The organism is Bacteroidota bacterium (genome assembly GCA_013360915.1).
In the GTDB taxonomy this organism is placed as follows: domain Bacteria; phylum Bacteroidota; class JABWAT01; order JABWAT01; family JABWAT01; genus JABWAT01.
Genome location: JABWAT010000001.1, coordinates 277,109 through 290,301, shown reverse-complemented (window position 1 = coordinate 290,301; position 13,193 = coordinate 277,109). Strand labels below are relative to the sequence as shown.

Below are 13,193 nucleotides of genomic sequence, written 5' to 3'. Positions count from 1 at the left end.
CAAAGCTGAGCATTCAACCACTCATTTAATTGAATCAATGGTTCATTGTCTACTGTTCTGACCGGTGTTATTTCAGGAAAACAGCCTTTCTGACCTGATGACCAATGCTGGCAGAAACCGAAATAAAATACAACCCGCTCGAAAGACCTGATTTTGGGGACCATTTTAAGGTGGTTTCACCTGCAGGAATTGCTTCATCCCAGCTTTCAACAACCTGTCCAAGTGCATTGTAAATCAGAATCTTTGCGACCTGACGGGTCGCCGAGTTGATCCGGATTGCAACCGAAGGATTAAACGGATTCGGGTAGGGATTTCCGATCTGGAGCTGAGAGGGCTGCTCATTCCTTGCAGACAGAAGGGTAGATCCCTTAATTCGTATGGTTTTCTTTCCCTTGAAGGCACGATGATAGGTTACTTCGGCTGATTCCACATCTTGGTTTGCTGGAATTTTTGCCCAACTTGTAACAAAAATTCTATTTGCAAACCTGTACGTTGAATTATCAGGACCTTTAATGGTGTCCTGATACGTCTCAGTAAATCCTTCATTAAACAGTAAGAACAGTTGATCTCCTGCACCAAGATTATCGCTTGTTCCAGTACGGTTTATGAAAATAAAAGGTATTCGTTTATCGTTTTCATCCCGAATTGTAAATGGTGTAATCTTCGATGTTATAGTTGTACCTAATAATTTTACAGCTTTTGATGTATCAACGCCTGGTTGAACTTTGAAATCAAATAATTTCATCACTCTGAGATACATATTTCCCGCGATCTTGACATGGGGAGAAAAGGATTGAAATCGGACACTGTCTGGTTCAAAATGGCTGGACTCTGAATCGAATAAATCCTCCTTCATGGCATTGTTGATTTTTGCAGACAGGCCATCCTGAATTGAAAAATATATATTCCGCTCATTAGATTGATCTGAAAAACCCGGTGTAATTACAGAATCGCCGGTAACAAGGTTTATAAAGGTCACCTGTGAATAATCAGGACCGAAAAAGTTATACTTGAGAACCCGCTCAAAGGTGATATCAAAGGAATCGGTGGGGGATAATGAGAATGGATTGGTCTCGAACTCAAAAGTGGTTAACGGGTTTTGATCCCATTCCTGTGAAAGGATGGTTCCGGTTGGTTCAATGGTTGCAATAAATGAGAATGGAATCAATTCGTCATTGGTCGGGTCAATTTTGAATTGGTACTCGTCTCCGCGGAAAGAAGAAAGATCGATGGTCAAACCGGTTTCATTTAATGGGTAAGTGCCAAGACTGATTTCCTGCCGGGTTTTCAGATCGATCAATGTGACCGAACAGGTTTCTTCGGTGCCAATATTCTTGGTGATGAGGGGGATGGTTTGATCCTGTGTGTTTTTCAGGTTCAGATTTTTCTGGTCAACCAGGAAATAAGCCAGATCGGTCGGTTCAAATTTTGCTTTCCAAAAATCAGCACCCAAATCCAGAACCTGATCAAGGATCGTTAAGGATTCGCCAAACCCAACCATGGTCACAAATTCAAGCGAGTCACCCGATTTTAAAGTAAACAGATCCGATGAAACCAATCCATCTCCATCTTCGCCACGTGAGTTGAAAATATCGCCCAGATCAATTTTCATCAGTTGAGTCCGAAGTGCTTCGTCATCCCTCAGATCAATATCGTTTGCCGGAGCGAAGTAACTGCCATATTTATACCGTGAAGGACTGATCTGACGGATACCTGTAAAGCCAGGTTTTCCGATCCAGTTCGGATTTCTTGAGTTATCGCCCGGGAAATCCCAGGAATACAAGGTTTTCGTGACCGAATCGTACTTACTCACATCATCATCATATTCCAGGGGTGAATCATCATGGCCTGTTGCCCCCACATAGTTACCCACGATGAAAGACAGCATGAATTCTGAATAATCATGGTCTGATTCATTCACGAACTTATGAACCATGAAAAACACATCCGAAACCGGTCCGAACTTTTGGGGATCGGGAAGCAGGTACCTGACTTCTGCACGGATTCCAAGTCCTTTTCTCTCAGGAACCGTTGCAACTGGAACATGATTAAACGGTGTCCGGTTAAATTCATCATCCGAATGATCATCCATTACAAAAAAGGTTTCAACAAAATCATCCTTCAATTCTATGAAGTAGTATGGAAAGTACTGAAATGGCGAGGTTGTATATCCTTTCCAATATGGCCATGTATCGGGTTGATCAGAAATTGCTACAGACGACCCGTGATGATTGTCAAAACCTGCACGAGGCTGGTAGGACCATGTCAACCCTTCGGGTGATTGTTCCTGACCCTTTGCTGGTCGGGTTGCATCATTAATTATACTGGAAAAATAGGATGAATCGGGATGTTTCGTCAGAAGAGTCTGGATAGCCGGGCTGGTAAAGTCGGTCGCGGCATTCATTTTGACCTTCATACTCGTTACAAAGGAAAGGTCTCCGTAATAGCCGTTATTCTGATGCAACCAGGCAAATCGTGGACCTGAAGAACTCGGTTGCCCAATCACTCCAGTATTGGAAAAGACAGTAAAAATGCGTCCATTCTGGATGATTCCCACCTTTTGATTTACCGGACTCCCAAAGGGTTGTCCAAAAAGTGGGGTGATTGAAAGGAGGGTGGTGAGTGTGAGGATCAGCCGCATAGAAATCTCCCGTAGATACCACAAAATATTAGGAAACCCTTATAAAGGCAAAGCGGTTCCAATCGAATGCGTGTTGTTAATCATTTTCTAACATGGGATAAATCACCTGGCGAGAGTCTGACAGGCAAAATCAACATGATCAGTCTAAGATTGTGGATACGAAAGGGATCAGATTCCGGGAAATGGCTGAATCGCTAAAAAAATCTCCTCACTGCTGCTGACTGCCGGCATAGGTGGGTGTGGCTGGCTTCGCATCCACATCCTTGTCGTCGTGAATCACCCGGAATACATCCGATTCAATGATGGTCTCTTCCGGAACAATCCTTACGGAAATGGCCATTTCTGTTCGTGCAGATCCCTTAAACACCCCACGGGTGGGTGGTACATCGGCATAATCACGCCCGTAGGCAATGACAATGTGATGATCTCCGGCCAGTTTGTTGTTGGTCGGATCCAGTCCAAGCCAGCCCAGACCCGGAAACCAGGCTTCCACCCAGGCATGACTGGCAGTATCGGGCGACTGATGATTGCTGGTGATGGCATGGTACAAATAGCCGCTCACATAGCGGCAGGGAAATCCGACACTGCGCAGCAGGGCCAGCATGATGTGAGAATAATCCTGGCAGACCCCGGCCCTCTGAGAAATGGCTTCATCGATGGGGGAGTCGAAACGGGTCGAATTCGGCAGGTATTTCAGGGCTTTGAACAATCGGTAACTGGTTTCCATGGCCAGTTCAAAGGGTTTCATCTCCCGGCTGATGGCCAGTTCGGTTTTCAGTTGTTCCAGCAAGGGTGTGGGTTCGGTAAAATCGGAGGGGATCACCCATTCGAGCAATTCGGAATCGGATACCTGTGCATCCAGATCAGCCCAGCTCAGATCAAGGACCTGCTGATCGAGTGGTTTCTGGGACTGTCTGATTCCTACGATTGATTCGGCAGTTATGACCTGCGCCCGGTGATCGTAGGGAATGTTGAAATGATGAATCCGGTTCTGATACTGATCGGAATAGGAAGAAACCGGCACGGGTGGCCAGACCGATAAACGAAAGGAAAAGCACCGCTGAATTCCCAATGAAACGGGATTCAGCCTCACTTCCGTGACATTTTCTCTGACGGGTTCTGAATAAGCAAAACGGGTCGAATGCCGGATTGTGTAAATCATGCCGTTCGTGTCTCCAGATAGTCGGGTGTCTTTTCGATGGGGTAAGTGATAAACGTCTGATAGACGGCCTTGTTGATATCCACACTGGCATCCTCGATGCGTTTCAGAAAAGCATCAATCCCATCTTTCAGAATATCCTCTCCGGTTGAAAATTCCAGGAATGATCTGATTTTTCCGGTAACTTTCCGCAGGTCACCCGTATCCTGCCGTCCCGACAGCGAAATCAGATCGGTGATGGCATAATCGACCTGCCGTGTACTGAAGGTGAGTGAGTATGGGAAATCATGATTCAGCAGCAAAAATTCGGCCATCCAGGTAAACCGGAAATCGGCGGTATAGACTTTGGAATACGGCTCAAAGGCTGAGCAGTATTTCAGAATTTCCACCTTTTCGAGGTATTGCCGGCTGTGATCCTGTGAGGGTTGCAGACGGTAAACTTTAAAATACGTCCGCAGCAGTTCCGAGGTCGCCTCCATCCGCTCCAGGTAGCGCCCAAGCCTGATAAATTGCCAGGGCTCGGAATGGCTGAGCGTGTCGTCGGCAATGCCTCTGATCTGAAATGATCGCTCTCTGATCTTTTTATAAAAGGAGGATTCTGCAAACACCGGCGTCTGGCGGGCACAATCAGCCCGAAGGTCGAGATAAAACCGGTTCAGGGTTTCCCAGAGTTCGGTACTGAGCATTTCTCTGACCTGCCGGGCGTTCTCCCGTGCTGAGGTAATGCAGGAAAGGACCGAATTGGGGTGTCTGGCATCGGCCGCAATCCGGTGATAGTATGGACGAAGGTCATCTGCCTCTGCTTCAGGTGCCGGCATGTGCAGAGCATGAATCAGACGGATGAGTCGTTCCCGGCCTTCCTGATCTCCTTCTGTCATCAGGTTCAGATTCACATCGGTCATCCGGGCGGTATGATCGGCGCGTTCCAGGTAACGGCTCATCCAGAACAGGCAATCAGCAGCACGTGACAGCATCAGACCACCTCCTCGCCCAACACCCAGGTGTCCTTGCTTCCGCCACCTTGTGATGAATTAACCACCAAAGAACCTTTTTTAAGTGCCACTCGGGTCAAACCGCCCGGCACCAGCCGCGCTGTTCCCGAATAAAGAACATACGGACGCAGATCAATATGCCTCGGTTCAATGGCTTTATCCACAAAGCAGGGAGAGGTGGAAAGTGCCAATGTTGGCTGTGCGATGTAATTCCGGGGATTGGCGGCAATCAGTTTTTTAAATTGCTCCTGTTGTTCGCGCGTACTGTGCGGTCCGATCAGCATGCCATACCCGCCACTCTCTCCGACCGCTTTTACCACCAGCTCGCCGATATGATCCATGACATACCGGTAATCATCGGGACGGTAGGGCAGAAAGGTCTGAACGTTTCCGATAATCGGTTCTTCACTCAGGTAATACCGTATCATGTCGGGGACAAAGGCATAGACGGCTTTGTCATCAGCCACACCGGTTCCAATGGCATTGGCAAGGGTCACGTTTCCGGCCCGGTAGGCATTGAACAATCCCGGGACCCCCAGAATGGAATCGGGACGAAACGTAATCGGATCCATGAAATCATCATCAATCCGGCGATAAATAACATCCACCCGCTCCAGTCCGCCCGTGGTGCGCATGTAAACGACATTGTTATGAACCACCAGGTCCTGGCCCTCCACCAATGGAATTCCCATCAGCCGGGCAAGGAACGTGTGCTCGAAAAAGGCCGAGTTAAACACACCGGGTGACAGCAGAACGACGGTTGGTTCATGCTGGCAGGCGGGTGGGGCCAGTTCCTTCAGGGTCGTCAGCAGCAGATCCCCGTAATTGTCCACCGGACGCACACCATAATCCCGGAAAAGGGAAGGAAACACCTGGCGCATGACCGACCGGCAGGTGAGCATGTAGGAAACCCCGCTGGGAACCCGCAGATTGTCTTCCAGACAATAGTACTGACCGTCTGAGTCCCTGATCAGATCGGTCCCGGTTATGGCCACATACACATCTTTGGGCACACGGATCCCCTTCATTTCCCGCCGGTAATGTTTGCAGGAATAGATCAGTTCACGTGGGATCAGTTTGTCTTTGAGGATGGTTTCATGAAGGTAGATATCTTTCAGAAACAGGTTCAATGCCCGTATCCTCTGAACCAATCCAGCCTCGAGACGCATCCATTCCGATTGCTGTATAATGCGGGGAAGCAGGTCGTAGGGAATGATCTTCTCGGTACCTTGCGAGTCTCCGTAAACCGTAAAAGTGATACCCTGATTCAGAAAGTACAGATCGGCATTCTGCTGCCGGGTCAGCAGATCATCTGCCGACATCTGATTCAGTTTATCCCATAACTCACGGTAATGAGAGCGCGGCTGCAGGCCCGGTCCAAACATTTCGTCGAAAAACCGGTCGCTCTGGTACGTGCTGAATAAATCGCGGGAAAGTGTATGATTTGAAGAAGTGGTTATCTTTTGCATTTATAAGTAAAGATAACCATGCGGATTACGAAAAAAAATAAGGGAAGCGTTTGCTTCCCCTGCTGAGGTCAGTTGCCGGTAATATCCGAGCTGAGTTTGTAAACCATGATTCGCCGGTTTCCGGTATCGGCGACGTAGAGTTTCAGAGTGCCGTAGGCAATTCCGGAAGGGTTCCTGAATTGTTTAACGCCGCTGCCCGTTCCGCCAAACGAGGTGATGACATGCTTTCTTCCAAAAACCGGAACGCCTTCTTCTCCCGAGGCAGTGAATTGAAAGACGCTGTCGAGTTTATTGTCTACCACCAGAATAAATTGGTTTTTGTCTGCAGCAACCGCAATATCGGCTGGTGATGCAAAACGGCTTTCCAGATTGCCAGACCGCCTGACAAATCCGTACATAAACCGTTTGGTTTTTGAGGTATCCTGAGAAAGGAATTTCCGGTCGTAGTCGTAAAGATCCTCAGAAGTCAATGTGAGTCCCTGTACCCGGTAAAAACTCTGACCTTCAATGCCGAAGATAAAATCCTTTGACTGACTGATGCCGTTGGATTGGGGAGGAGCCGCGTAACTGGTCAGGCTGATGGGATTAACGATGGACTTCAGACCAGCTCCGTTGGAAGGTTCCAACTGGCTGGAAAGATGTCCGATGTAATTTTGGTTTTTATCAAACTGTACAATGGTGTTGTCATATCCGCCTAATGCGGTGGCGAGGGAATTAACCGGTCCCCGTCGGGCGAGATAGAAAGAATTATCACCAAATACCGCAATACCGGCAAATGATACTTTTTCAGCATCTGAAAGTCCCGATCCGGATGGATTGAAATAGTACGGATGAATAATCCGCTTCTGAATGCGTGTGGTGGTTGTTAACACTTGCCTGCTTGAAGTCATATCCAGATAAAAGACGGCCGGAAGGTTGTAAACCCGGTTATTAATGGTGGTATCGAACCGGCCTGCCACAAACAGGTTTAACCGTCGGTCCATTCCGAGTTTTGTGGGTGATTTCAGACCAGACCATGATCCAAGCTGTTTGCCATTTTCATCGAATTGATATACGGTCCCGGCCAGTTCATCTGCCACATAGATCAGACGGTCAAAACCGACCATCACATCGACCGGTTTGTTAAACGGCCCGGGCCAGACGGCCACGTTAACCCACTCAATGGCAGGAACCGATCCCGAATTGCGGCTTTCATCACGGGCTTTTCTTATATCCTCAATGTCATCGCCTTCCTTTTCGCCAAGGGAACAGGAGGTCAGGAAGAGGCCTGAGAGCAGAAGGTGGAACCAGAATTTCATCGCAGGTCTCCTTGTGGAAGGCTCATGCTCAGGCTGAGCCGATGGGCCAGACCCAATGGTGAAATGTGAGTGGCTGCATAGTCGAACCGGATATCGAAGGACAACAATTCCCGGCGAAATCCGAGACCGAAGGAGGGAATGCTTTGTTCTTCAACATTGAGTTTCAGTCCGGAGCGAAGGAAGAGCAGATCCATGAAACCGTACTCTGCACCGATTGCGTAATTCTCGGCCCCATCGTTCGGGTGATTGAGCTGGGCGGCACCCAGAATCTGGTGAATGTCATCCTGATAAATCATGGTTGACATTCCGATTCTGAAATTGCTCGGTGCCTGATAGTCCTGAAAACGACTGACCGGATCACCATCGGGAGGTGTAACCGTTCCTTCCGGTTTATAACGACCCCCGAAATTCATGAGGGCAATGGCGAGACGGGTTCCACGGTTATCATCCATCAGATAGGTCATACCCAGATCCAGCGTGTAGGCCGTGTAGCTGACTTCGGCCAATTGTTCTCTGATCAGTTTTCCGGTCAGTCCGAATGTGAACTGCTGGGTCATCTGACGTGCGTAGGTAACCCCGGCTGCCAGATCGTAATAGTTGAATTTTTCTCCGGTTCCGAATGGCTGGAAAGTGGTCCGTCGTTCCATCGGGTCGGTGGAAAGGTAATTAAATGAGAAACCGAAACTGCCAATCTCTTCCCATTGAAAAACAGTGGCCAGAGCAGTCTGATAGATATCGGCATACCAGCGGTTGTATGAGAAACTGGTCGAGGCGGTAGGCAGCCAGGCAATGTGCGCCGGATTCCAGAACAGCGTATTGGCATCCGCAGAAACCGAAACCCCGGTTTCTGCCATGGCGGCTTCACGGGCGCCGATGCCGATTTTCAGAAACTGAAAGGAACTGGTGGCAACCCGGTTCGATCCCAGATCACCAAAGAGCTGTGCAAACAAAGGGGTCGTCAGAAGACTGAAGCAAAAAACAAGGAAAATGGGTTTCATGCTCATAACTCCACCGACAGACCAGCCACAATGTGGCGTTGAGGAAGATAGCGGGCCGGATTAAACGGATTGACGTTGGTGTATAACGGGTGCGGATTCAATGGATCAATACTGGGATACGGATCACCGGCTTCGTAGGCCGTTCCCGTCAGCGGGTTGATGATGGTGGCGTTCTTGTTGTCGAACAGGTTTGTCACCTTTACACTCAGAACCATTCTGACTGTGCCTACCGGAATGGTGCGCCGGGCTCCCAGATCGGACCAGAACCACCATTCACCGATTTGTGAGTACCGGTCAGTTGGAAGGGTGGTGTAAGTCTGAAGTCCGGTGGTATTGTCAATCCCCGTGGGGGTCAGTTTATCATACCGTTTTCCAGACTGAAGATTGGCCGACAGGTTCAGATTCCAGTTTTTGGCCAGAATACCCCACCAGCCATCGATTTCAGAAGGAGTTTGCCAGGTCAGATTGGTTTTGAACATCCATGGGCGATCCCAGGGCAGGAAGGTTTCCTTGGTGGTGATTTCGTCGCGTTTCCGTGTGCTGAAATCAGAGAAATCCGATGATTTGGCCGATGCCTGCTGATAGGAAACCGAGGAATTGAGACGCAGATCCTTGGTGATCCGGGTCAGATAGGTGACTTCCATTCCCAGAATCTTCGCATAATCATCGTTTTTGTAAGTATAATAATATTGGTTGTTATACTGAATTTCCTGATCACCTGTGGTGGTGATATAATCAAATTTATCCTTGGTGAAGGCGACCACAGTCAGGGCATCGTTGGCTGTGATCTGATTCCGGATTCCCAATTCGTATTCGACGGTGGTTTCAGGCTTCAGGGTCGGATTTCCCCGGCGGTCGCCACGCAGTCTCGACACATCGGTTTCATCTATCCGGGAATACAGCTGATAAGCCTGTGGCCAGGCAATGGAGTGTCCGTAATTAAAGAAGAGCATCTGGTTATCCGAAACCGGGAAGGAGACCTTTACCTTTGGCAGGGCCCGCATCCAGACCGAGGTTCCGGCCAGGCTGATGGTTTCCTTTTTATATTTCGAAACGAAGGCCGGAGCTATGGGGAATGAATTATTCTTTGCAAAGATCAGATCGTCGGCAAAGGTACCTGGATAGAAATAGGACATACGCAGACCAATGCTTCCGATAAATCCCTTTTCGCTGACCCGGTAGGACGCATAAATGCCACCATTTTGCGGAGACACTTTCCAGAATTCAGATGAATAACCCAATCTCGTGGTGGGTTCACCGGTGCGGACCGGGGCGCCAATCCAGGGGGATTGAACGTCGACCCACTGATAGGTAGAAAAAATATGCTCAACTCCGGTCTGGAAAACCACTCGCTGATCCTGCCAGGTGTAATCAGCTTTCAGGGTGTATTCCTCGGCCCAGTGATCGTGCCAGGTGGTCGAAATACCCTTGTTATATAATCCGGCGGTGGTTGGGTCTCCCTGGACCACATACCGGATGTCCGGAGTGGATCCGCTCCAGTAGGAAATGGGATCGGTAATAATGCTTTCGGGATTGTAATCCTCGCTCAGCGAATCGGGACGCCAGGGACGACCATTGGCATCGGCTCTTAATTTCGAAAAGACGCGTGCCACGCGGAAATCGACATAATCATTGGTGGAAAGGGTCTGTGTGTAACCAAGAATCATCTGATTCAGGTCACTGGTAAAGGTGGTCGCCTGATCGGGAATCAAAGAAAAGGAATACTGATATCCGGGCCTCAGATCACCGGTGAGGGAAATGAACCGGAGCATGTTTGCGTTCTGGTTAATATTCACAGACCGGCGGTAACTGTAAAACCATTTGCGTGTGGGCTGAGGTTTCCAGGTGATTTTTACAGAACCCGACCAGCGGTTATCCTGCTTGGGAGCCAGACTGGTTTCGTTATCAAACAGGGAAGAATACAACTGGCGGGCCGGTTTTTTGGTAAACTCATCGCTGCCCGAGTAAGAGAAGTTTGTGTAATAAGTCAGTTCTCCGGCATCGGTTCCGGCCAGCTTTGCCAGATGGGTCAGAGGGGTGAGCGGACCGCTGAGCGTTCCATCCCAGGAATCATAATTCCACGACCAGTCATAATCATTATCGCCATCGGTGAAGTAGTCACGCTGATGGTTGATTTTAAGCCGGTGATCCTTACCGCCTTCCTTCGTCTTTACCGAGATGAATCCGCTGGTAGCCCCCGATTCAGCCCCGATACCACCAGTCACCACATCCACGGCATCAATGTCATCCAGATTCAGATCCAGACCGAAGCCGGTTCCTGCCAGCGGATCTTTTGCTGAAACCCCATCGACATAGTATCCGGTCTCATACGGCTTTCCTCCGCGAACATAAATACCGTCCACGGTCTGAACGATACCAGCCTGATTTCCGGCCACCTGCTGAATATTCTGAAGAGGTGTGGCAGCCAGATCTTCTGCTTTAACCGAAACCGCCGAGTTTGCCTGCTCAATGTCGAATATGGGCTTTTCACCAATGACCAGCACCTCCTGATCGAGTGAAAGTTCTTCGACCGGAAGGTTGAAATTCAGACGGGTATCCTTACCGGCCACCACTTTGACTCCGGTCTGAAGAATCTTTTTATACCCGACATAGGACGCCTGAACGTTGTATTCACCCGGGGTGATATGGTCGATTTTAAAATTCCCGTCATAGTCGGTGGCAGCACCGTAATAAGTCCCTTTCAGGGTGATGTTAACCCCGATCAGAGCCTCTTTTGTGTCCTTATCACGAACGGTTCCGCTGATGGAACCCGACTGGGCCGAAGCCACTGCCGGCAGAATTATGAGAAGGAGGGGAAGAATCCACCGTTTCATGGCCGCCTCCTTGAAGAGGGTCGTTCAAATTCAACCGACAGAATTTTCGATAATATCTCCGTGGCCGGATTCACATAGGTTTTTCCACCCTCTGATTTCGGATAGGTTTCTCCCGGTGGAATCCGCGTCAGGAAGGTGATGGGAACCGTGGTAAAAACCAGATTCCGGTTCAGATTCTCAATCATAACAACAGGGGTTCCAAAGCCGCCATACCGTGATTTACTGAGTGGCCAGGTGTCCTGTGACTGAGGAACATCGTGCCGGTAAAGTACAATGGCCTGTGAGGAGGGGACAAATGTGTAAAACGATTGCGAAATAAAGGCTTGTGATCCCAATCGTTGAGGAAGGGAGTTAAAAAAAACAGGATCTGGCAAATTGGCCGGGGGATAGGTGCCAACAGAATCCCGGACGATGTAACGATTGGACCGGAAAAAGGAAGCAAATCCGTTCCGTGTGGTACCGTTGTCGAAATAATAAGTCTGATTCACCGAGTCAATGGGCAGGAACCGCAATCCTTCCAGATCCAGGGCGTTTTCCGATCCGCTGAAACCGAACCGCACAAAGGCTTTTCCACCGGCATTCAGATAAGATGGAATCACCGACTGAGCCAGGTTAACGGCCGGGTCCGTCATACCATACCAGATCAGTTTCCGGTAGGCGAACACGGTTGCACGGATAAGTGTGTTTCTGATTCCCTTGCTGATGGTTTGCGAAAAGTCCGGATTTTGCAAAGCAACCAGATCCGGATTGCTGTAATAGCCACCCACACCGCCCGATGGTGTACGTTTCAGAACGGAGCGCAGCGAATCTCCGTCTCCCAGTTCATGTGCCCGGATGATCAGAAGCTGGCCCGCATTGGCCGAGGCATTGACCCGCCAGATCTTCCCGCTTCCCTTGGCTGGCATCGATACAATCGGTGAGTGGGCATCGGTGTTATCAACCAACCGGTAGTACAACACATTATTCGCGTTAAGGGCCAGGTTTTTGATTTTCGTCCCGGTCGGCTTCAGGTCGGAACCGAGGAAAATGGAGGCTTCGGTGGTGTCACCCGATACTGAAAGGTCTGCAATCAGCGTGACAAGCCCTGGTTTGGCAGGCAGACTGACCCAATTTGCACCGGTTGTATCATTCAGTGCAATCTCAGCCCGGTTCAGCGTCTGAACGCCATCGGCATCGGTTCCATCCAGTGCAAAAGTGGCTACCGGCAGCGTAACGGCAGGAATGTCTGACTCATCCTGAAACCGGGCAACCGGAGGGGTGTTTTTGATCCGGATGGCAAATCCGGCAGGGGTCGGATCGATCAATCCGATATCAGTAAAGGGTTCACCAGATGAAAAAAGTCCATCCGAATTCTGATCGGTGAAGGGTTCACCTCCAATGTTTTTACCGAGGTAAAGCACCGAGGAGTTATACTTGCCATCACCGCTGGCATCGGCTGCCGCAGCAAACAATCTGGTGATGATGGTGTCTTTTCCCAGTGTCGGAACGATGACCTTGACCGACCGTTCTGTGGTGAATTGCCAGGTGGCCATCGAATCCACTGAATAGAAATAGCCAGCCACTTCACCATCCGGATCATCGCCACTCCAGAACAGGGTAATCTCCGAGATGGAAATCACCGTGTTTACGTCGGTGGTATCGAGGAAGAGGGTGGTTTCCGGTGGCAGATTGCAGGTCGGATTATCCAGCAGCGGTTCTTTACACGAACTGACTGCCAGTAAAAGGATTGCAAAACCGGCAAACCGGATGAAAGGGTGGTTCTTTATCATGGGAAAAGGTCCAGCCGGATACAGACCCGGCTG

The 13,193-nt window shown here is 49.4% G+C and carries 8 protein-coding genes; all 8 read right to left on the bottom strand.

Going from position 1 to position 13,193, the window contains the following annotated elements:
* Window positions 1-67: 67 nt before the first annotated feature.
* A complete protein-coding gene (locus HUU10_01270; GenBank protein NUQ80216.1) occupies window positions 68-2,641 on the bottom strand; it encodes a T9SS type A sorting domain-containing protein in 2,574 nt (857 codons plus the stop codon).
* A gap of 208 nt (window positions 2,642-2,849) precedes the next feature.
* Window positions 2,850-3,803 (bottom strand): transglutaminase family protein, encoded by a 954-nt coding sequence (locus HUU10_01265; protein NUQ80215.1) that lies wholly within the window; start codon window positions 3,801-3,803, stop codon window positions 2,850-2,852.
* On the bottom strand, window positions 3,800-4,774 hold the full coding sequence (locus HUU10_01260) for an alpha-E domain-containing protein (GenBank protein ID NUQ80214.1): 975 nt from the start codon (window positions 4,772-4,774) through the stop codon (window positions 3,800-3,802). Before HUU10_01260 ends, HUU10_01265 begins: the two co-directional genes overlap by 4 nt.
* Window positions 4,774-6,261 carry a circularly permuted type 2 ATP-grasp protein gene (locus HUU10_01255; GenBank protein NUQ80213.1) on the bottom strand — a complete coding sequence of 496 codons (1,488 nt, stop codon included), beginning with the start codon at window positions 6,259-6,261 and terminating at the stop codon, window positions 4,774-4,776. Before HUU10_01255 ends, HUU10_01260 begins: the two co-directional genes overlap by 1 nt.
* 68 nt (window positions 6,262-6,329) lie before the next feature.
* Window positions 6,330-7,559, bottom strand: coding sequence for a hypothetical protein (locus HUU10_01250; GenBank protein ID NUQ80212.1), 1,230 nt, complete (start codon window positions 7,557-7,559; stop codon window positions 6,330-6,332).
* Entirely contained in the window at window positions 7,556-8,557 is a 1,002-nt protein-coding gene (locus HUU10_01245) for a PorV/PorQ family protein (GenBank protein NUQ80211.1), read from the bottom strand. The genes HUU10_01250 and HUU10_01245 overlap by 4 nt, the downstream gene beginning before the upstream one ends.
* Window positions 8,558-8,559: 2 nt before the next feature.
* A complete protein-coding gene (locus tag HUU10_01240) occupies window positions 8,560-11,391 on the bottom strand; it encodes a TonB-dependent receptor (GenBank protein ID NUQ80210.1) in 2,832 nt (943 codons plus the stop codon).
* Window positions 11,388-13,160 (bottom strand): hypothetical protein, encoded by a 1,773-nt coding sequence (locus HUU10_01235; protein NUQ80209.1) that lies wholly within the window; start codon window positions 13,158-13,160, stop codon window positions 11,388-11,390. The genes HUU10_01240 and HUU10_01235 overlap by 4 nt, the downstream gene beginning before the upstream one ends.
* Window positions 13,161-13,193: the final 33 nt, after the last annotated feature.

What these genes read in the sequence shown, in the direction of transcription:
- HUU10_01270 (NUQ80216.1), bottom strand. Translation starts at nt 2,641, where the DNA reads ATGCGGCTGATCCTCACACTCACCACCCTCCTTTCAATCACCCCACTT.
- HUU10_01265 (NUQ80215.1), bottom strand. Translation starts at nt 3,803, where the DNA reads ATGATTTACACAATCCGGCATTCGACCCGTTTTGCTTATTCAGAACCC.
- HUU10_01260 (NUQ80214.1), bottom strand. Translation starts at nt 4,774, where the DNA reads ATGCTGTCACGTGCTGCTGATTGCCTGTTCTGGATGAGCCGTTACCTG.
- HUU10_01255 (NUQ80213.1), bottom strand. Translation starts at nt 6,261, where the DNA reads ATGCAAAAGATAACCACTTCTTCAAATCATACACTTTCCCGCGATTTA.
- HUU10_01250 (NUQ80212.1), bottom strand. Translation starts at nt 7,559, where the DNA reads ATGAAATTCTGGTTCCACCTTCTGCTCTCAGGCCTCTTCCTGACCTCC.
- HUU10_01245 (NUQ80211.1), bottom strand. Translation starts at nt 8,557, where the DNA reads ATGAAACCCATTTTCCTTGTTTTTTGCTTCAGTCTTCTGACGACCCCT.
- HUU10_01240 (NUQ80210.1), bottom strand. Translation starts at nt 11,391, where the DNA reads ATGAAACGGTGGATTCTTCCCCTCCTTCTCATAATTCTGCCGGCAGTG.
- HUU10_01235 (NUQ80209.1), bottom strand. Translation starts at nt 13,160, where the DNA reads ATGATAAAGAACCACCCTTTCATCCGGTTTGCCGGTTTTGCAATCCTT.